Origin of the sequence: Coleofasciculus sp. C1-SOL-03, from assembly GCF_040220555.1 — a bacterium.
Lineage (GTDB): Bacteria > Cyanobacteriota > Cyanobacteriia > Cyanobacteriales > Coleofasciculaceae > Coleofasciculus.
On sequence record NZ_JAVJUO010000106.1, the window covers coordinates 1 to 19,444 of the forward strand.

General features: G+C 46.7%; 19 protein-coding genes. 11 read left to right on the forward strand and 8 right to left on the reverse strand.

Annotated elements, in window-relative coordinates; genetic code table 11:
* Nucleotides 1-85: 85 nt before the first annotated feature.
* Nucleotides 86-349 carry a hypothetical protein gene (locus RIE73_RS17020; protein WP_446402305.1) on the forward strand — a complete coding sequence of 88 codons (264 nt, stop codon included), beginning with the start codon at nt 86-88 and terminating at the stop codon, nt 347-349.
* Nucleotides 350-493: 144 nt separating this feature from the next.
* Nucleotides 494-3,148 carry a DEAD/DEAH box helicase gene (locus RIE73_RS17025; protein WP_446402306.1) on the forward strand — a complete coding sequence of 885 codons (2,655 nt, stop codon included), beginning with the start codon at nt 494-496 and terminating at the stop codon, nt 3,146-3,148.
* A gap of 211 nt (nt 3,149-3,359) precedes the next feature.
* On the opposite strand, the gene RIE73_RS17030 is transcribed toward RIE73_RS17025, so the two are convergent.
* The 5 genes from RIE73_RS17030 to RIE73_RS17050 all read right to left on the reverse strand — a co-directional run bounded on the left by RIE73_RS17030 (nt 3,360) and on the right by RIE73_RS17050 (nt 8,054).
* The gene (locus tag RIE73_RS17030) at nt 3,360-4,028 is read right to left on the reverse strand and encodes an HAS-barrel domain-containing protein (protein ID WP_446402307.1); all 669 of its coding nucleotides are present in this window, start codon (nt 4,026-4,028) and stop codon (nt 3,360-3,362) included.
* A 263-nt stretch (nt 4,029-4,291) separates the two neighbouring features.
* A complete protein-coding gene (locus RIE73_RS17035; protein WP_446402308.1) occupies nt 4,292-4,477 on the reverse strand; it encodes an NAD(P)H dehydrogenase subunit NdhS in 186 nt (61 codons plus the stop codon).
* A 242-nt stretch (nt 4,478-4,719) separates the two neighbouring features.
* Complete coding sequence (gene rodA, locus RIE73_RS17040) at nt 4,720-5,979, reverse strand: rod shape-determining protein RodA (RefSeq protein ID WP_446402357.1); 1,260 nt, start codon at nt 5,977-5,979, stop codon at nt 4,720-4,722.
* Nucleotides 5,980-6,347: 368 nt separating this feature from the next.
* Entirely contained in the window at nt 6,348-7,415 is a 1,068-nt protein-coding gene (locus RIE73_RS17045) for an Mrp/NBP35 family ATP-binding protein (RefSeq protein ID WP_446402309.1), read from the reverse strand.
* Between the two features lie 156 nt (nt 7,416-7,571).
* The gene (locus RIE73_RS17050; protein WP_446402358.1) at nt 7,572-8,054 is read right to left on the reverse strand and encodes an SRPBCC family protein; all 483 of its coding nucleotides are present in this window, start codon (nt 8,052-8,054) and stop codon (nt 7,572-7,574) included.
* Between the two features lie 194 nt (nt 8,055-8,248).
* Between RIE73_RS17050 and RIE73_RS17055 the strand changes: the two genes are divergently transcribed.
* The 3 genes from RIE73_RS17055 to RIE73_RS17065 all read left to right on the forward strand — a co-directional run bounded on the left by RIE73_RS17055 (nt 8,249) and on the right by RIE73_RS17065 (nt 11,759).
* Nucleotides 8,249-9,508: an RNA-guided endonuclease InsQ/TnpB family protein gene (locus RIE73_RS17055; protein WP_446402359.1), complete on the forward strand. Its 1,260-nt coding sequence runs from the start codon at nt 8,249-8,251 to the stop codon at nt 9,506-9,508.
* A gap of 298 nt (nt 9,509-9,806) precedes the next feature.
* Nucleotides 9,807-10,841: an oxygen-dependent coproporphyrinogen oxidase gene (hemF, locus tag RIE73_RS17060; RefSeq protein WP_446402310.1), complete on the forward strand. Its 1,035-nt coding sequence runs from the start codon at nt 9,807-9,809 to the stop codon at nt 10,839-10,841.
* 549 nt (nt 10,842-11,390) lie between these two features.
* Entirely contained in the window at nt 11,391-11,759 is a 369-nt protein-coding gene (locus RIE73_RS17065; protein WP_006101536.1) for an STAS domain-containing protein, read from the forward strand.
* Nucleotides 11,760-11,835: 76 nt separating this feature from the next.
* On the opposite strand, the gene RIE73_RS17070 is transcribed toward RIE73_RS17065, so the two are convergent.
* Nucleotides 11,836-12,438, reverse strand: a complete 603-nt coding sequence (locus RIE73_RS17070) for a CpcT/CpeT family chromophore lyase (protein WP_446402311.1) — start codon at nt 12,436-12,438, stop codon at nt 11,836-11,838.
* A 178-nt stretch (nt 12,439-12,616) separates the two neighbouring features.
* Here RIE73_RS17070 and psb29 point away from each other — a divergent pair, with 178 nt between their 5' ends.
* Complete coding sequence (gene psb29 / locus RIE73_RS17075) at nt 12,617-13,345, forward strand: photosystem II biogenesis protein Psp29 (RefSeq protein ID WP_446402312.1); 729 nt, start codon at nt 12,617-12,619, stop codon at nt 13,343-13,345.
* 62 nt (nt 13,346-13,407) lie between these two features.
* Here psb29 and trxA read toward each other — a convergent pair whose 3' ends face one another.
* Nucleotides 13,408-13,725, reverse strand: a complete 318-nt coding sequence (trxA, locus tag RIE73_RS17080) for a thioredoxin (protein WP_446392443.1) — start codon at nt 13,723-13,725, stop codon at nt 13,408-13,410.
* A gap of 89 nt (nt 13,726-13,814) precedes the next feature.
* Here trxA and fabG point away from each other — a divergent pair, with 89 nt between their 5' ends.
* Nucleotides 13,815-14,576, forward strand: a complete 762-nt coding sequence (gene fabG, locus RIE73_RS17085; protein ID WP_446402313.1) for a 3-oxoacyl-[acyl-carrier-protein] reductase — start codon at nt 13,815-13,817, stop codon at nt 14,574-14,576.
* Nucleotides 14,577-14,685: 109 nt separating this feature from the next.
* Here fabG and RIE73_RS17090 read toward each other — a convergent pair whose 3' ends face one another.
* Nucleotides 14,686-14,838 carry a hypothetical protein gene (locus tag RIE73_RS17090; protein ID WP_446402314.1) on the reverse strand — a complete coding sequence of 51 codons (153 nt, stop codon included), beginning with the start codon at nt 14,836-14,838 and terminating at the stop codon, nt 14,686-14,688.
* 317 nt (nt 14,839-15,155) lie between these two features.
* Between RIE73_RS17090 and RIE73_RS17095 the strand changes: the two genes are divergently transcribed.
* From RIE73_RS17095 to RIE73_RS17110, 4 genes are all read left to right on the forward strand, one after another.
* Nucleotides 15,156-15,986 carry an ABC transporter permease gene (locus tag RIE73_RS17095; RefSeq protein WP_446402315.1) on the forward strand — a complete coding sequence of 277 codons (831 nt, stop codon included), beginning with the start codon at nt 15,156-15,158 and terminating at the stop codon, nt 15,984-15,986.
* A 128-nt stretch (nt 15,987-16,114) separates the two neighbouring features.
* Nucleotides 16,115-17,416, forward strand: a complete 1,302-nt coding sequence (locus tag RIE73_RS17100; protein ID WP_446402316.1) for an ABC transporter ATP-binding protein — start codon at nt 16,115-16,117, stop codon at nt 17,414-17,416.
* A gap of 52 nt (nt 17,417-17,468) precedes the next feature.
* On the forward strand, nt 17,469-18,320 hold the full coding sequence (locus RIE73_RS17105; protein WP_446402317.1) for a class I SAM-dependent methyltransferase: 852 nt from the start codon (nt 17,469-17,471) through the stop codon (nt 18,318-18,320).
* Nucleotides 18,320-19,414, forward strand: coding sequence for a glycosyltransferase family 4 protein (locus tag RIE73_RS17110; protein ID WP_446402318.1), 1,095 nt, complete (start codon nt 18,320-18,322; stop codon nt 19,412-19,414). Before RIE73_RS17105 ends, RIE73_RS17110 begins: the two co-directional genes overlap by 1 nt.
* Nucleotides 19,415-19,444: the final 30 nt, after the last annotated feature.

Here is a 19,444-nt window from a genome sequence, read left to right on the forward strand (position 1 = left end):
TGCTCATCGCTTGTAGATCTCCGTGTCCTTGTTGCTACAGCCTTTTTTCCAATCATTAGGGCGCACATCAGGACAATCCGTAAAATTGGGAGGAGGATGGGGGGGGGCTTGGGGAGTTGAGGGAGATGAGGGAGATGAGGGAGATGAGGGAGATGAGGCAGATGGGAGAGCTGGGGGAGATGGGGAAGCTGGGGAAGCTGGGGCAGAAAAAATTCGATTTAGAAGTTATAGCAGCTATAGCGGCTACCTTGGCAGGGAAAGGAGATTCTTGACTGTTCCCTGTTCCCTGTTCCCTATTCCCTGTTTCCTAATCTCAACCGTTAACCTTAATGAAAGTCCACCTACTTAGCGCTATATCACAGCAGTATTGGTATGCCGATCTGGGGAATCTACTAAAGAGGATGTCAAAATAGAACTACTGCACACTGAACCCTGTGGGGTACAGTGTTTTTCGCCCAATCCCGCTGTCGTGACCTATTTGGAAAGACCTCGTGTGAACGTTTCGACCCCAAAGATAGACCTTGACCCCAAAAACCTGTTTCCGTTTCCTCTGGATCAATTTCAGCTCCAAGCGATCGCGGCGCTGAATGCGAATCGTTCAGTTGTTGTCTGTGCCCCGACCGGTTCTGGAAAAACCTTGATTGGGGAATACGCGATTTACCGCGCTTTGTCAAGAGGAGGGCGAGTTTTTTATACCACTCCCTTGAAAGCCCTCTCCAACCAAAAGCTGCGCGATTTTCGGGCTACGTTTGGTGCGGACAATGTGGGTCTGGTTACGGGCGATGTTTCCATCAATCGGGATGCGCCAATCTTGGTGATGACCACGGAAATCTTCCGCAATATGCTGTACGGCACACCGATTGGGGAAATTGGTACGTCCCTAGAAGGCGTGGAAGCGGTGGTTTTGGATGAGTGCCACTATATGAATGACCGACAACGGGGTACAGTTTGGGAGGAGTCGATTATTTATTGTCCCCCAGAAATTCAACTCGTTGCCCTATCCGCTACAGTGGCGAATTCCGATCAGTTAACGGACTGGTTAAACTTGGTTCATGGAGCAACCGAGCGCATTTATTCCGACTTTCGACCGGTGCCCTTACAATTCAGCTTTGCCAACCCCAAGGGCATTTTTCCCTTGCTAGACTCCAGCCAAACGAAGTTAAATCCTCGCCTCAAACCGAAACGCAAGAAAGGGAGAGGACGGGGAGGACGCCCTGAAAGTCCCAGTAATGCCTTTGTGCTGGCGCAACTTCAAAAACGAGATATGTTACCCGCGATTTATTTTATTTTCTCTCGTCGCGGTTGCGATCGCTCGGTGGAGGAGTTGGGAGAGTTGTCCCTAGTGAATGCCAAAGAAGCAGCTGCATTAAAACAGCACATTGATGAATTTTTGCGCCGGAATCCAGAAGCAGGTCGGGCAGGGCAAGTCGCTCCCCTCTATCGGGGCATTGCTGCCCATCATGCGGGGATTTTACCGGCTTGGAAGGGGTTTGTGGAAGAACTGTTCCAATTAGGGTTGGTTAAGGTGGTGTTTGCCACGGAAACCCTAGCGGCGGGAATTAATATGCCGGCTCGTACCACCGTAATTTCCACCCTCTCCAAACGTACTGATCGCGGACACCGACTGCTGACACCCTCGGAATTTCTGCAAATGGCAGGTCGAGCCGGACGACGGGGGATGGACGCCACGGGTTATGTGGTCACATTACAGACACCCTTTGAAGGAGCAAAGGAAGCAGCGTACCTCGCCACCAGTCAGGCTGACCCCTTAGTCAGTCAGTTTACGCCCAACTACGGGATGGTGCTGAACTTACTCCAAACCCACACCCTTCCGGAAGCCAAGGAGTTGGTGGAACGCAGTTTTGCCCAATATCTGGCGACTCTATATCTTAAACCCCAGCAACAAGCGATTACGGACTTAACCACAGAACTAGCAAAATTAGATATTCAACTCGCCCCCGTTGACCTCAATGCCCTAGGACGCTACGAAAAACTCAAGGAACGACTGAAAGAAGAACGGCGATTACTCAAAACCCTACAACGGCAAGCCCAAGCCGCACAAGTAGCAGAAATTGCTCAAATTATCCCCGAAGCCCCCTTGGGTACACTGCTTTCCCTCAAGGGCAAGTATATTCCCGTTCCCGAACCGATCCCGGCAATCTTGGTGGCGAAGGAAAAAGGGCGGGGACAATCCCCCTATTTAGTCTGTTTAAGTGCCGATAATCGCTGGTATATAGCCACAACCGCCGATTTGGTTGGGGTGCATGGCTGGTTAGAGATGATTGATTTAAGTGAGCTTAACCCACCTGCTGAACTCACACTCAAGCCCGGTCAAACCAGACGGGGGACACCAGACACGGAAGCGATCGCGGCTCAAATTCCCACTGATATAGAACCGATGGTTGCACCTGAAGTTGAAGCACAGCAGCATCGGATGGATGCAGTAAAAGCCCAACTCGAAGATCATCTGGTGCGACAGTGGGGGAATCCGTCTCAACTGATTAAGCGTCATAAACGCCGTTTAGCCCTGCAAGAGGAAATCAACCAGCGTCAAACCCTGTACCGAGAAAATCAAGCCCAGCACTGGCAAGAATTTCTCAATCTGATCGAGATTTTAAGGGAATTTGGGTGTCTGGAGGATGTTAAACCGACACCCTTGGGCAAAGCAGCAGCAGCGATTCGTGGGGATAACGAACTGTGGCTGGGGTTAGCGTTGATGTCTGGTGGGTTTGATTCCTTAGATCCGCATCACTTAGCCGCCGCCGCCTGCGCTTTGGTTACAGAAACTCCGCGTCCGGATAGCTGGACAAATTGTCCTCCCTCAGAACCTGTATTGGCAGCATTGGATAGTTTAAAACAAACTCGTCGTCAGTTGTTTCAAGTCCAACGTCGCTATCAGGTGGCTCTGGCGATTTGGTTGGAACGGGATTTAATTGGCTTAGTTGAGCAGTGGGCGTTGGGTGTGGAATGGACAGAACTTTGTGAGGATACCAGTTTAGATGAAGGGGATATTGTGCGATTGTTACGCCGCACGGTCGATTTTCTCTCTCAAATTCCTCATGTGCCATTCCTGTCGGATGTCTTAAAACGGAATGCTATTCGAGCGATTCAGTTATTGGATCGCTTCCCGGTTAATGAATTGGTTTAGCTTATTCCCGATTACTGGGGGTTAAAACGGTTGCCTGTTGTCGGTTCCCTACCCCCCACCGCAAGATTTATTCAGCAGACCCTAGTGCAGCGCTGCGGAAATACTTGAGCAGCTTCGTAAATACGATGAAGCTGGGGGAGCTGAGGGAGCTGGGGGAGCTGGGGGAGATAGTAGCTGTTCAGTTATTTCTGCCTTCTTGCACTAGCTAAACTCACCAGTGCAGTTGACTCAAAATATACCGCAAACGATCATAATCATCCTTGAGTAAAACACTCAGGGTTCGCCCTGCTTGAACTAACCAGTCGCGATCGCCTTTACGGATTTGATAGACTTGTCGGATCGCCGCCGCCGTTAACGCTTCCACTGGCGCTCCACTCACAAGCAGAAGGGTTCGTAAAAAATCCAACTGCTCACTAAAGTAAATAATCTCGTCGGGCTGACATTGATAGACAGCTTGATGAATTTGCGGCGGACGAGGAGGCAAATATTGATAGGCGCCTCCTCTAGGAGGCTGATCCCCATTATGTCCCTCACCGGGCGGTATAAACCCGACAATCGCCGCCCGAAACTCGGTTTTGAGCATGGCGAAAATCTGCGGTTGTTGCTCCCGCAATTCTGCCAGTGATAATCCTAATGCGACAGCGCGGTGAACTGAATCAATTGGGCTAGTTGTGGCATGATAAACGACTGCCATCACCTGATTGCCCGATTCTTCATCAACGGATTTGACCCAACTGCCGAAGGGGGGCATTACGGGAAAGCTCAAATCTTCTGGCTCTAAGCATTGTGCCAGGAATTCTGTGGTTGCCGTTTCAATGACTTCGGCAATGTGATTATCAGGACGTTCTCCAGCCGTAAATTGGGGTAAAGGAAGGCGCATGTTTTAGTCCTTTGTCATTCGTCATTTGTCATTTATTATTTATACTTTGCTAACCGTTAGAATATATATGGCTATATTAGTCATTTTTTCTTGATTTCTGATAGAGATAAATTTAATGAAACGTGAACCTAAAATAGGATGGTACAGGAAAGATAGGAAAGAAAAACTGTCATTTTTGATTTCCAACTTTAACTAACACACATCTATTCTTGTTCACGAATCATTTTCGCCTACTATAACTGGTCAAAGGTTGCAGGTTCTTTTTATTTTTTGCCTTTAGGTTTCACCTCTTCAAGTTCCGATAAATTAAAGGTGACAATTTTATCCCAATTGCCGCCTTCAAACAGCACACCCGCTTTCCCATCACCGATGCGCTGAACTATCCCTTCAAATTTGTAGTAAGTGTCGTCGCCGTTGATAACGCGAACCATTGAGCCAGGAAGAATCATCGTTTTTTACCCCTAAATCTCTATCTCTTAGCTTACTATAATGCGCTGACGTATCATTCAGCTAATTTATGACAAAGGATGGCTACCCACCCCAGCCGGGACAAATTTGTTCCCTATTCCCTATTCCCTATTCCCTATTCCCTATTCCCTATTCCCTATTCCCTGTTCCCTATTTCCTTTCCTAACCAAAATGTCCCACCTTAGACCGATAGCCCAAAGGACAAATGACGAATGACGAATAACTAAAACTTCAATCGGTGTCGGTGATTGGCAACTGATTCCACTAATCCAATTGCCAGAAAGTTTGCCAGTAATGCCGATCGCCCATAACTTAACAACGGTAGTGGAATTCCGGTAATCGGCGCTAAACCGATATTCATGCCGATGTTAACCACGGTTTGAAACACAATCATCGATAATACACCAATTGCCAAGAGTGAGCCAAAGTTATCCTTAGCATTTTGGGCAATCATCACTAAGCGTAAACACAATAGCCAAAAGGTAAATAGGACGCACAAGCAGCCAATAAAGCCGAGTTCTTCACCAATAGCAGAAAAGATAAAGTCGGTATGCTGTTCCGGAATAAAGTGGAGTTGGGTTTGTGTTCCCTGATACAGTCCTCGTCCCGTCAGTTGACCTGCGCCAATGGCAATTCGAGACTGAATCAAGTGATAGCCGCCGCCTAAAGGATCTTTATCCGGATCTAAGAAAAGAATCAATCGGTCTTTTTGATAATCTTGGAGCAAGCCCCACAACAGATTTCCTAATCCCCCCGAAATCACGTTGACAACCAAAGCCCCAATTCCCCCAAAGAAAGACCAGGGTAAGGTACGCCAACCAATTAACGCCATCGCAATTACCCAGACAAACCAGGCGGGCAAATACACATTGAAGATGATCGCCGAAACAATGGGAGACACGAGTAGGATGAGCCATCCTGGATTCGCATTTCCCCAATAAAGCATCCCCATGGTAATCGCACCAAACACCAACGAGGTACCCAAGTTTGGCTCTAAAAATACAAAGATCCAGGGAACTGCGGCAATGGCTAAGACGCGAAATACTGCATTCAACGTTGAAGCCGGTTTCCAGTGGAGGATCGCGGCGAGGGTAATAATCAAACCAATTTTGGCAAATTCCGAGGGTTGAACGTGAAAGCCTAGGATATTCAACCACCGTTGTGCGCCATTCGCCGTCGTCCCCATAATCATTACCGCAAATAACGCGATATTCGTCACCCCATAAATCATCCAATGCCATTGGAGTAAGCTTTCGTAGCGCGATCGCGAAATGATTAGACAGATAACTAAACCAATACCCCCAATGATCCAATGCCACCACCAATCGGTTAGCCCTTCATTCATTTCGGCGCTGCGAATCATCATCCCACCCAGGAAGGTGAGACCAATTGTGACAAATAATAGCTGCCAGTCTAATTCCCGCCATTGGCTGAGGAACATCAGCCAGCGCATTTGGGTACGGGTTAATGACTTTTGGAACATAATCGTTGGATTAGCGATTGACGTTTCTAGCAATTAGCGCTCTTAAGATGTACTGGTCAGGAATTTCTGAACAAGATGCTGGACAATTCCTGACCAAGTCCTAGTACAAGAAGGCAGAAGTCCGAAGGCTCCAGGGCAGAAGGCTATAAGGAACATAATGTAGCTGCTTTTAAGCAGCTTGTTAACTGGTTAGTATTTGAAGCCGCGCTGCACTAGGCTAGCTGAAAAGAGGGACGAATAGAGGGGGGAATAGGGAAGAAGGCATTACATGTTTATAGCACTACGGGGTAGGGAAAGGACATCACTTGATCCCCGGAGGGAACAGTAAGAACAGTCCTTACCTGCCAAGGTAGCTGCCATAACCAGTATCAGTTGGGGCTAAGGGCAGCAACCGATACTTTTGCCGCAATCGCCTTGGCGATCGCACTCAGCGCTTGGGCTGATGCGGACTCGGGTTCAGCCACGACAATGGGTAAGCCGCGATCGCCCCCTTGTCGCAGGTTAATTTCTAGGGGAATACACCCCAGTAAGGGTATCCCCAATTCCTGAGAGGTTTTTTCACCACCTCCTGAACCAAATAGATCATACTGGCGATCGGGCAGATCCGGTGGAATAAAATAACTCATGTTTTCCACAATGCCCAATACCGGAACCCCCAATTGCTGGAACATCTTCAAACCGCGACGGGAATCCAACAGAGCTACATTTTGTGGTGTTGTCACAATGATCGCCCCAGCCATAGGTACAGCTTGGGCTAAGGTCAACTGAGCATCCCCGGTTCCCGGTGGCATATCTACAATCAGATAATCTAACTCTCCCCAATTCACCTGGTATAGAAACTGGCGAATGATCCCATTTAACATCGGTCCGCGCCAAATCACGGGCTGATCGGGGTCAATCAGAAATGCCATCGACACCAATTTAATGCCGTGGTTAAAAGCGGGTTCGAGTACCTCTCCCTGAGGACTCTGTTGCACCATCACCTTGGCATCCGCTAATCCGAGCATCGCGGCGGTATTGGGTCCGTAGATATCGGCATCAATCAGACCCACTTTCGCTCCCGTCTGGGCGAGGGCAACTGCCACATTCACCGCCACAGTACTTTTACCTACACCGCCCTTACCACTGGAAATCGCGACCAGATTTTTCACGCCATCAATCCCTTGGCGATCGGGTAACGATTGCTGCTGCGGTGTCTCGGCTGTCACATCCACCACAACCTCTTCTATATCCGGAAGCTGCTTCACCGCCTTTTGGCAATCCTCGACAATAAACTCTCGCAACGGACAGGCTGGTGTAGTTAACACCAGGGTAAAGCTAACCGTCCCGCCATCGATTTTAACGTTGCGGATCATATTTAATTCCACCAAACTCTTTTGGAGTTCAGGGTCTTGCACAGGGCGTAGTACGTCTAAAACTGAATGGGTATCAACCATAATCAGGACAAATTCCTAGGGTGACAACGTGCTGGGACAAACATCTTCATCAATCTTAATAGGTTACGAGGCATTGCTCATTCGTCATTTGTCATTCGTCCTTTGTTCGTTCCCCAGCTTCCAGACGTGCCATGGCACGTCTCTACATTGCTCCCTCTAAACCACCACTCCCTGTTCCGCCGCTTGAGCTAATTCAGCCGCGACACGGGCAGCATAGGGGCGAATAAACCACCATAGTAAGGGAGATAGCCATCCCCGCATTGTCACCGAAAAGGACACATAGGTTCCGCACAAGCCTGACTCCACCCGATATGTCACTCGATTTTCCACCCCTGGAATTGCCAGCATCCGGACGCTAATTAATTCACCCGGCAATACCCGTTCCACAAACACTCGCACCGGAATGGGAATCAGGCGCGTTACCACCTGGTAAATCAAACCCGGTTTCGGGATTAACCCTCTCGGTGCATTTGTACTACAGAGCAAAGGATTCCAGGAGACATCTGCCAAATTGATTAATTTTTGCCACAGAACATCCACCGGAGCATTACTGAGGGCGCGATAAGTCCGAAAGAGGGAAAATTTGCACCAAAGCCCCTCTTGACCGGCGACTAGCTTAAAGGAAAAATTTAGAATCACAACACGCCTCCTATCGCGACGCTTCAGCATTGTTTATCTTAGCAGGGGTTTGGGGAGTCGTAAGACCCACGCTGTAACATAAGATTCAGCGCTCTCGAACACGACTCCCCAAGGTCAATTTAGGCAACTCAATGTTACCCTAAATTGACATTTAAAGCTACACAGTTGACTGGTAAATGCTGTATAGTATGGGTATGCTGACATTTAACTATCGTTACCGAATCTATCCAGATGCCGCCACTGAACAACGATTGATTGAGTGGATGGAAATTTGCCGCCGTGCTTACAACTATGCACTGGGGGAGATAAAGGATTGGTGCAATAGTCGCAAATGTTTGATTGATAGATGTTCCCTGGTGCATGAGTACATCATCCCAGCAGAAACCCCATATCCCGGTGAAGTGAGGCAGCTTAACAATTTGCCGAAAGCTAAGAAGGAATTCCCCAAGTTAAAGGAAGTTCCCTCTCAAGTGCTTCAGCAGACGATAAAGCAACTCCATAAAGGCTGGGACTATTTTAGGTCTCGCGGGTTTGGCTTTCCTAGGTTTAAGAAGGTTGGGCAGTTGAAGTCGTTGCTATTCCCTCAGTTCAAGGAGAATCCAGTAACGAACCTCCATATCAAACTGCCAAAACTGGGGACAATCCCAATCAACCTGCACCGCCCTATTCCATCTGGCTTTACGGTCAAACAGGTGCGAATTATACGCAAAGCTGATAAATGGTATGCATGTATCAACATTCAGTGCAATGTTAGTGTCCCCGACCCCAAGCCTTATGGACACCCAATTGGGGTAGATGTGGGACTAGAGAAATTTTTGGCGACCAGCGATGGCGTTGTTGTCAAGCCGCCTAAGTTTTTTAAGGCACTACAAAGCAAGCTGAGATTGCTGCAACGCAGGCTGTCTAGAAAACAGAAACGGTCAAACAATTACGAGAAACAACGGCTCAAGGTTGCTCGACTTCACCACTACATTGACAACATCAGGAAAGACTTTCACTTCAAAAGCGCTCACGCCCTTTGTGATGCTGGCGATATGGTTTTCATGGAAGATTTAGACTATAGAGTTAGCGCCAAAGGGATGTTGGGTAAGCAGATGCTTGATGCGCGGTTTGGTCAATTTCGTACCATTACCCAATATGTGTGTTGGAAGCGTGGAAAGTTTTTTGGTGTTGTTGATGCCAGGGGTACTTCTCAGGAGTGTCCTGAATGTAAAGGTGAAGTCAAAAAAGACCTAAGTGTTCGGGTACATGATTGCCCTCACTGCGGCTACAAAACCGATAGGGATGTTGCCAACGGTCAGGTAATCAGAAACCGAGGAATAGAGCAAATTAACTCCGCAGGACTTGCGGATAAGGAAACTGCCTGTGCAGTCGATCTACCGGGGGTTGGTGAAAACCAATCTAGGCAAGTGGCGCAATCCCGAAAGGGAGTAACCAGGAAATCCTCAAAGTGATTTGGGGGAGCAACGCACCATAATTTCCAATTTGGTGTGGGAGGATGTCACCTTAATTCGGCAAGACACGGTATTGCTACGCCATCGACCCTATTGGCGATCGCACCCAACGACTAAGTAGGGTCTGCTGAATAAGTTTGGCGGTGGGGGTAGGGAGCTGAGCTTTGTCCGACTACTTAGCAATTAGTTGCCATAGTTGACACCATAACCCTTTAAAATAGAGCCTGGAACCCTTAAAATGCCTAACCGTAGCCTTCAGGTTTCAGGCTTAGGTAATACTGTATTTACTATTGAAATTATGACCACAGCTCAGACACCGACCACCAACCCTAATCGTTCCTTACCTGCCACTGACTCTAGGGATAGAGTGAAGCAATTCATGCAGCAGATCCAAGACACTATTTGTGAGTCCTTGGCACAGCTTGATGGTGCAGGTCAGTTCCAGGAAGATTCTTGGCAGCGAGAAGAAGGAGGCGGGGGTCGTTCTCGGGTAATTCGGGATGGCGCTGTCTTTGAACAGGGGGGTGTTAATTTTTCTGAAGTTTGGGGGACTCAACTTCCGCCCTCGATTTTAACCCAACGTCCCGAAGCCGCAGGTCATGGCTTCTATGCCACGGGTACGTCCATGGTGCTGCATCCGCGCAGTCCCTATATCCCCACAGTTCACTTAAATTATCGTTACTTTGAGGCAGGACCGGTGTGGTGGTTTGGTGGCGGAGCCGATTTAACGCCCTACTATCCCTTTGGCGAAGATGCAGCTCATTTCCATAAAACCCTAAAAGCCGCCTGCGACAAGCATCACGCTGAATACTATCCCGTATTCAAGCGCTGGTGTGATGAATATTTCTATCTCAAACACCGTCAAGAAACACGAGGCGTTGGCGGACTATTTTTTGATTATCAAGACGGAACCGGGGAATTGTATAAAGGTCCTCACCCGGAAAAACCAGCCGCCATCTACAGCCAGGAACTGGGGGCGGTAGAACCCCGAACCTGGGAACAACTGTTTGCCTGGGTGCAGGAGTGCGGTCATTCGTTCTTGCCAGCGTATGTGCCAATTGTCGAGCGGCGGCGGGGAATGGATTATGGCGATCGCGAACGTAATTTCCAGCTCTATCGTCGGGGTCGATATGTCGAGTTTAACTTGGTGTATGACCGAGGAACGATCTTTGGCTTGCAAACCAACGGACGCACCGAATCGATTCTCATGTCTCTTCCTCCCTTGGTGCGCTGGGAATATGGTTACCAACCCGAACCCAATACACCAGAGGCTGAACTGTATGACACCTTCCTCAAACCTCAAGACTGGGCAAACTGGACTCCTTCAACCTAAACCGAATAGTATTGAGTGCCATTGAACCTAAGCCAACTATGGGCATTGAACTAGGGGCGTGAGAAACGGTAACCCAATCCTTGCCCATTGATAGCCATCTTTACCAAAATTTGGCAGAAAAATAGCCTCCTCTTTGTCCTGACCTCATTGGGGAGTATGTACAATACAGAAGAGATTGCTAATGTAAAAATCAAACATGGCAATCTTTCTAGGGTAAGTTACACCCGATGTTAAGCCTGTGGACTGGTTGACCCTTGGACTTCGCTCAGGGTCAATACCGAGCGTAGCCGAGGTGTTAAGTGCCATCATGGCTAGGATGAAGCAGGAACCGTCGGGGCTTGTAACCAAGCCCGTACTCCCAAGGATGTCCAGTTTTAGGGAACTTTGGGTAAGTCTTCTGTAATGGATAAGTAGCGTAGGTTGCCCAATTAAGTTACTTGTTGTTTCAACAATTCACCCAACGCCTAAGTAACGGAATTGATACCCAAACCCTGTATGGCTCCTCTTGTGATGTCAAGGGGAGCTACTGCTGCTCAAGGAGGTCTTTATATGATTCATATTGATCAAAAAACACACACGACCAAAGATGGTACAACAGTTATTGTTTTGGCGCCCATTGGACGTTTGGACATTACCACAGCCTGGCAATTTCGCCTGAAATTACAAGAATGCATTTCCAAACTTAGCCGCCATGTGGTGGTTAATCTCAGTCAGGTTAACTTCATTGACAGTTCCGGTTTAACCTCTCTAGTCGCGGGAATGCGCGATGCGGATAAGGTTAAAGGTAGCTTTCGCATCTGTAATGTCCATCCCGAAGCCAAACTGGTGTTTGAAGTTACGATGATGGATTCCGTGTTTGAAATTTTTGAAACCGAGCAAGAAGCTTTGGAAGGTGTACCCCGGAGTATGGCAACCTGAACCAAGGGGTTCATACCCAAGTTTTGATGTAGGTCGTTCACTCCCAAACAACCTGTACAGGAGAATAGTTCCCAGCTTAAATTAGCAGTTCCCCAGCGAAGTCTTGGCGTTTGGTAAATCGAAATGGACCGAGTAAGGCTCCCCAAGTGGCTTTTCCGGTACTAGGGTCGATGCCTTTATCGTAGCTGCGAAATTCATCGGCTGTTACTTCAAAGCCGAGAGAGACTTGGTAATTATTGCCCTGATAACTAAAGCGACAAGGGCGATCGCTGGCTGAAGTAGTGGTAAATTCATAATGATTCAAACCGATTTGGTGCATCTGCACGTTCAGACGGCAATCGGGTAAGACTGTAATATCTTCGCGGCTAAGCTGCTGCAATAATTCGGGATGGCAACCTGCACCGCGAACGATGTCTGGCTTGTTTATCTGATAATACTGTACCTGTAGTTGGTCACTTTGATACAGCCGCAAAATCCGTTGACGGTAGGGGCGATCGAGGTTAGTAATTGGCGCTTGTTCGGCAAAGAGGGTGAGGCTATCGTCGCTAAATAAGGGAATGGGTCGTTGCCAGAGGTGTAAGTGAACATACCAGACTGGTTCAGCCAACGCCTGTTGTTGGTTGTCAAATTTACCAGCCATATAGCTTGCCAGGGTAATCAGTTCTGGCGGTAGAGTCATGAGTCGAGGATTAACATTAACAGACTACATTGAGTTAGGTCAAGCCAAGAAACATTATACTAAGTGGGCTGGTGGAAATAAACTGGTAAGATGGAAGGAATGACTCGATTGAGATTCTATCCCCTAGGGTGAAACTCAAGCGAGACAATGGTAAAAAATATCCTTTATATTTTGCTCTGTGAGTAACGTTCGCACCGTCTCGGATACAAAACGAGATTTTTATAACTATCACACCCGTCCAATCAACTCGATTTACCGACGGGTGGTAGAAGAATTGATGGTCGAGATGCATTTGCTGGCGGTCAATGTGGATTTTAAGTATGATCCCATCTATGCTTTAGGTGTGGTCGCCTCCTTTAACCGCTTCATGCAAGGCTATCGACCGGAACGGGATAAAGAATCCATTTTTAACGCCCTTTGTCAGGCGGTGGGAGGTAATCCGCAACAGTATCAGGATGATGCTGAAAAACTCAAAGCCGCAGTCGGGCGTTTATCGGGGCAAGAACTGGTTGACTGGTTTGGTTCACCAACACCCCTAGAGGGTGCTGAGGATATTCATACCACGGTTGCCGCGATCGCAGATAATCCCAAGTTCAAATACTCTCGCCTGTTTGCCATTGGCTTGTATACCCTTCTGGAACAGGCAGAACCGGAGCTAGTTCAAGACGCGAAACAGTCGATGGAAATGCTCCAGCGAATCGGTGACACTTTGCATCTTCCCCAAGAGAAACTCCAGAAAGACTTGGAGTTGTATCGCAGCAACCTGGAAAAAATGGCTCAAGCCCAGATTGTCCTGGAAGATGCGATTAAAGCCGATCGCAAAAAACGGGAGCAACGGGAACAGGAGAAAAAGAATAAAGCCACGACTCCGCCCAGTGATTCCCCAGAATCGACGACAGCATCTTGACCTCAATCCGGAGATAGGAATCATGAGCATAGAGGGATCGCAGTCTTGATCCCTCTTAACATTTACAGTAAAGGTTGTAGTCGTTCCATAAGCTGCTTGTCGGAGACAACTCCCTCAATCCGTTCTACCGCTTTGCCATCCTTAAACAGAACCAAGGTCGGCAGAGCTTCAATATGATGCTCAGACGCAATCTGGGGATATTTGTCTGTATCAATTTTGACTACTTGTAACTTACCCTTGAGCTGAAGACCGACTTGCTCGAGGGTTGGTGCGATCATCTGACATGGACCACACCAGGTCGCGTAAAAATCGACCAACACGGGTACATCCGATCCAGAAAGGAGTTCCTGAAAACTGGCAAACTGTTTTTTAACTGCCATAACAAAACATCACGGTGATTAGTGGTTTGGCTCGATTCTAGTGCAAAATGCTAAGAGCTGACTTCAGCGAATAGATAGAGGTATTGTTTATGGAAGCATCACAGACATCTGCCCAACTTAGCGATCGCGTGGCGATTGTCACCGGGGCGTCACGGGGAATTGGTCGTGCTGTAGCATTGGCATTAGCCGCAGAGAGCGCAAAGGTGGTGGTTAACTATGCCAGTTCCAGTGGCGCGGCTGATCAGGTTGTCGCCAAAATTACCGAAGCCGGGGGAGAGGCGATCGCGCTTCAAGCAGATGTCTCCAAACTGGAAGAGGTGGAGACTCTGATCAAGGAAACCAAAGACAAATTTGGTCGCTTAGACGTACTGGTGAATAATGCTGGCATTACCCGCGACACCCTCTTGATGCGGATGAAACCCGATGATTGGCAGGCGGTGATTGACCTGAATCTGACCGGAGTCTTTTTATGCACGCGGGCAGCCAGTAAAATCATGCTCAAGCAAAAATCGGGTCGAATTATTAATATTGCCTCCGTTGCTGGACAAATGGGCAATCCAGGTCAGGCAAATTATAGCGCCGCCAAAGCCGGAGTGATTGGGTTTACCAAAACCGTGGCGAAGGAAGTCGCGCCTCGCGGGATTACCGTGAATGCTGTGGCACCCGGATTTATTGAAACCGATATGACCAAAGAGATTAAATCGGAGGATATCATCAAATATATTCCTCTAGGTCGCTATGGGAAGCCAGAGGAAATTGCGGGCATGGTGCGGTTTTTAGCCGCTGATCCAGCCGCCGCTTATATTACCGGGCAAGTGTTCAACGTCGATGGTGGTATGGTGATGGCGTGAGCTCGCTGTAGGTTTGTAGTTGCGCTTTAGCGCCATAAACGCTTGTATCGTCAACTATAAACCCTAGATTCAATCCTATTCATCGATAGAGACATGACATATCGTGTCTCTACTCTAGTTTTGCCATCGTCCCGACAAAGTAGCTAAACGTATCGGGGCAACTGATGCTGAGATTGAGTAGGCGCGATCGCTGTTGACCAGTCGAATTACAGCTAGACCAGCGCGGCGGAAGTAACTCTCCAGTTAAAAAAGGTGCTCTCATCTTATGGTATAAGCTTTCTGCCCTTCTGCCTTCTGCCTCCTGCCTTCTGCCTTCTTGCACTAGGATAATATCGCCTAAACAGTCATCCTACCAAATGTGGGTTAGCCACCCCCTTTATAATCTAGTCCGCGCAGGCGGACTACCCTTCGGCAAGGCTTCGCATACATTTGTGTAGCTGCGACTTCCTCCTCGCCATGGCAAAAAGGGGTTTACTTGAGTAATTTTATCCGGATCGAGTCAACAAGATATGAATAGGTTTACGGAGTTTAGCAACAGATCGCTGTAATCCATGGAACACATTCAGCACTTTTATCGCCATGGTTCAACCAACAGAGTTAGTCATTGAAGCGGGTCGCACCGAACGGCAATATTGGAAAGACCTGTGGCGCTATCGGGAGTTGTTTTACTTTTTAGCGTGGCGGGATATTCTGGTGCGCTATAAGCAGACAATTATTGGCATCGCTTGGGCGCTGATTCGACCATTTCTGACGATGGTAGTGTTTACGGTGGTGTTTGGCAAGATTGCCAAGTTGCCATCGGAAGCAGGTGCGCCCTATCCGATTTTGGTATTTGCAGCGATGTTACCCTGGCAGTTTTTTGCCAACTCCCTTTCTGAGTGCAGTAATAGTTTGATTACTAATGCCAATTTAATTTCTAAGGTGTATTTTCCCCGCTTAATTGTGCCGACAAGTGCAGTAATCGTCAGTTTCGTCGATTTTATGATTTCGGGGATGATTTTGTTGGGGTTGATGGCGTGGTATGATTTCGTACCGAGTTGGCGGATTATCACGCTACCGCTGTTTATTGGTATTGCGTTTATGGCGTCGATGGGAGTGGGGTTGTGGTTAGCATCACTGAATGTGAAATATCGGGATTTTCGCTACATCGTGCCGTTTATCGTGCAGTTTGGCTTATATATTTCCCCAGTAGGATTTAGTAGCAGTTTGGTGCCAGAAGAGTGGCGGTTTATTTATTCGCTCAACCCAATGGTGGGGGTGATTGATGGCTTCCGCTGGGCAATTTTAGGGGGTGAGTCAAAGCTGTATTTGCCAGGGTTTACGTTGTCGCTGGGTTTAGTGGCGCTGTTGTTTGCCAGTGGGATTTGGTATTTCCGAAAGGTAGAACGCACGTTTGCGGATGTGATTTAGTCAAGTCTTGATTAGCGTGATATTTTTAATTTTAAAGAATTCAGTTATTTAAATAAATAGTCTGTTTTTGTATTTTTCCGGATAAATTAGCAAAGCCTTGCATCTATAGATAACAGCTTTTTTGCAGCATGTCTAATACGATAATTCGGGTCGAAAATTTAGGGAAGAAGTACGTTATCGGTCACCAGAAGCAGGAACGGTATACGGCGCTGCGGGATGTTATTGCGAATGGGGCGAAGTCTGTGGGGCGCAGGTTGCTGAAGCCTCTGGGGAAGGGGGAGTCTGACCCGACGGTTGAGGAGTTTTGGGCGCTTAAGGATGTGTCGTTTGAGATTCAGCAGGGGGATAGGGTTGGAATTATTGGGCGCAATGGGGCGGGGAAATCAACGCTGTTGAAGATTTTGAGTCGGATTACGGAACCGACTCAGGGAAGTATCCGGATTAAGGGTAGAGTGGCGAGTTTATTGGAAGTAGGAACGGGGTTTCATCCGGAGTTGACGGGACGGGAAAATATTTATCTCAATGGTGCAATTCTGGGGATGAGTAAGGCGGAGATTAAGCGGAAGTTTGATGAGATTGTCGCTTTTGCTGAGGTGGAGAAGTTTTTGGATACGCCGGTGAAGCGGTATTCGTCAGGGATGTATGTACGGTTGGCGTTTGCGGTGGCGGCGCATTTGGAACCGGAGATTTTGGTGGTGGATGAAGTGCTGGCGGTGGGGGATGTTCAGTTTCAGAAGAAGTGTTTGGGAAAGATGGAGGAAGTTGGAAAAGAAGGCAGAACAGTTTTGTTCGTAAGCCATAATATGGGTACAATAACGCAACTATGTACGCGAGCTATTCACCTTAGCTTTGGTCAGATTGAGCATATAGGAAATGTCAACTCTGTTGTTTCAAAATATCTAACATTTGGAGATATTAATTCTAGTACTTTACAGTTAAGAGGTAAAGAAAAAACAAATATCAATAACAAAAAAATGTTTTTTCATAAAATATCTATTGTCGATCAAGAGGGGGTTGGTTCTACTGAACTTGATGTTCGTCATCCTTTCTACTTAGATTTAGAATATGAATTTAAAAAAACTCTCAAGAATATAGAGTTATCAGTTCGGATCTACACAAATGATGGAAGACCAGTACTTACTACCTGTCAATCTGACTGCTCACCAGAAAGTTTGGGCTTAAGAAGTATTGGCATTTATAAGACTACCATCAAGTTTCCTGCAATGTTTCTAATGCCAGGTGCTTATTTGGTAACGATAGCTGCTCACGAACCCATGATAGAAATACTAGATATTCATGAATACGTAATCCAATTTTCAATACTTGAAACAGGAACTAAATTGGCAAAATATAAACAACATCAGAATATAGGTGTTGTTATTTATGATTTGCCTTGGTCTGAATTGAAATTATCAAAAATGGATCTATAATTCTCAAATTTTCATTTAAACAATCAACTATTTAAAATTCAGAGAGTGAATAATGTCTATCTATACCTATGAAGAATCCGTTAAATGGATGCGAGAGCAGTCAGAGCATTCTGAACTGGTTAAGCTATGTTATCTTGATGAAGATAACTGGGTTGCTGCTAATCGCTTTTCATCAAGTGAAGAGTTTTCTGAAATTGTAAAACTATTGAGACTGCATACAAAGTTAAAAATTCTTGATCTTGGTTGTGGGAATGGTATTGCTTCCTATGCCTTTGCTTCTCTAGGACATGATGTTTCTGCGGTAGACCCTGACCTTAGCGAAGATGTAGGATTAGAGGCGACAGCAAGACTAGCATCTAACGTAAGTAATGGTTCAATAACAACTTTCCATGCAGTTGCAGAATCTCTGCCTTTCCCCGATTCTACATTTGATGTTGTCTATGCACGTCAAGCGCTACACCACTTCTCTGATTTACATAAAGGACTAGCCGAATGTTCAAGAGTTCTAAAACCTCAAGCTTGTTTCCTTGCAACCAGAGAACATGTCGTTAATGACGAACAACAGCTTAAAGTCTTTCTAGAGAGTCATCTTCTACACAAATTACATGGTGGAGAAAATGCCTATCCCCTGAATGATTATATTTCAGCACTCAAACAGTCAGGTCTTAGAGTCATTCAATGTCTGGCTCCCTTTGATACTGTTATCAATCACTTTCCAATTTCTAATATGCAAGTTAAGCAGTGGTTGTTTCAGGTTATAGAAAAGAAACTCGGACAAGCAGCCGCCTCAGTTCTAGCCAAATTTTATCCTGTTGAAAGTCTATATCGATATCGCTTATCTCGTTCTTGCGACTCTCCAGGTAGACTTTACTCATTTTTTTGCATCAAAGAGGGAAATAGGTAATGCGTATTCTTTACGATGGAGCAATATATGCAAACCAACCAGCAGGAGGAATTAATCGTTATTTTGCTAACTTGATTAGCAGATTGCCAGAAAATATTAAACCGGCTCTAACTACCTGCCAACCTCAAACTATTAATTATCCCGCTCACCCCAATTTAGAAACTTTTTACTATCAAAGATTTGGGTTGCGACCAGGGTTTATTTCATACTGGCTGGAACAAAAATATTTTCAAACTATTGCTTTATTTAACAATTTCAATATCATTCATCCCACTTATTACTCTCTGCTCATTAACCAAGAATTTAGGCGATGTAAGTACCCCATTGTCCTGACAGTTTGGGACATGATTCATGAGTTATTTGGCAAGCCCATCGTCCCTAAAGGTCTTGAAGTTGAGAAAAAGCGACAAGCTATATTGGCAGCACAGGCAATTATCTGCATTTCAGAAAATACCAAAAATGATTTGTTGGAACTCTATTCATTACCGGAAGATAAAGTAACAATTACGTATTTAGCTTCTGAGATAGATATAAGTCTGTCTTATGGCTCTGAGCCTGTCCCCTCTCGACCATATTTTCTATACGTAGGTGGTCGTGCAGGATATAAAAACTTTGATGGCTTGTTAGCCGCTTTCGCAAAAGTTACCTCCGTTCAACCGGATATTACCCTCTGCGTTGTTGGCTCACCGTTTAAAGAAACAGAAGTAAAACTGATTGCTGAGCTTAACCTGAGCGCTCACATCGAGCATTATGGATACGCCAGTGACACGCATCTTGCTAAACTCTACCGTTGCAGCATTGCATTAGTTTATCCTTCGCTTTACGAAGGCTTTGGCATTCCACCTCTGGAAGCCATGTCCTGCGGCAGTGCTGTTGTCGCTTCTAATTGCTCTAGCATTCCCGAGGTTGTCGGTGATGCTAGCATCCTATTCGATCCGAAATCGAGCAGCGACTTAGCAGATAGTTTGCTTTTCTTGCTCGATCATCCCTTAGAGCGCGATCGCTTAATTGACAGAGGATATCAAAGGTCAAAATCCTTTAGCTGGGATAAAACAGTTGCTCAGACTCTAGAGGTTTATCGAACCTTTGCTTGAATCGAACATTCAGTCGGATGACTTTGACGA

Coding starts and splice junctions, on each gene's coding strand:
- RIE73_RS17030 (WP_446402307.1), bottom strand. CDS start 4,028: ATGCGCCTTCCTTTACCCCAATTTACGGCTGGAGAACGTCCTGATAAT.
- RIE73_RS17035 (WP_446402308.1), bottom strand. CDS start 4,477: ATGATTCTTCCTGGCTCAATGGTTCGCGTTATCAACGGCGACGACACT.
- rodA (WP_446402357.1), bottom strand. CDS start 5,979: ATGTTCCAAAAGTCATTAACCCGTACCCAAATGCGCTGGCTGATGTTC.
- RIE73_RS17045 (WP_446402309.1), bottom strand. CDS start 7,415: ATGGTTGATACCCATTCAGTTTTAGACGTACTACGCCCTGTGCAAGAC.
- RIE73_RS17055 (WP_446402359.1), top strand. CDS start 8,249: ATGCTGACATTTAACTATCGTTACCGAATCTATCCAGATGCCGCCACT.
- hemF (WP_446402310.1), top strand. CDS start 9,807: ATGACCACAGCTCAGACACCGACCACCAACCCTAATCGTTCCTTACCT.
- RIE73_RS17065 (WP_006101536.1), top strand. CDS start 11,391: ATGATTCATATTGATCAAAAAACACACACGACCAAAGATGGTACAACA.
- RIE73_RS17070 (WP_446402311.1), bottom strand. CDS start 12,438: ATGACTCTACCGCCAGAACTGATTACCCTGGCAAGCTATATGGCTGGT.
- trxA (WP_446392443.1), bottom strand. CDS start 13,725: ATGGCAGTTAAAAAACAGTTTGCCAGTTTTCAGGAACTCCTTTCTGGA.
- fabG (WP_446402313.1), top strand. CDS start 13,815: ATGGAAGCATCACAGACATCTGCCCAACTTAGCGATCGCGTGGCGATT.
- RIE73_RS17090 (WP_446402314.1), bottom strand. CDS start 14,838: ATGAGAGCACCTTTTTTAACTGGAGAGTTACTTCCGCCGCGCTGGTCT.
- RIE73_RS17095 (WP_446402315.1), top strand. CDS start 15,156: ATGGTTCAACCAACAGAGTTAGTCATTGAAGCGGGTCGCACCGAACGG.
- RIE73_RS17100 (WP_446402316.1), top strand. CDS start 16,115: ATGTCTAATACGATAATTCGGGTCGAAAATTTAGGGAAGAAGTACGTT.
- RIE73_RS17105 (WP_446402317.1), top strand. CDS start 17,469: ATGTCTATCTATACCTATGAAGAATCCGTTAAATGGATGCGAGAGCAG.
- RIE73_RS17110 (WP_446402318.1), top strand. CDS start 18,320: ATGCGTATTCTTTACGATGGAGCAATATATGCAAACCAACCAGCAGGA.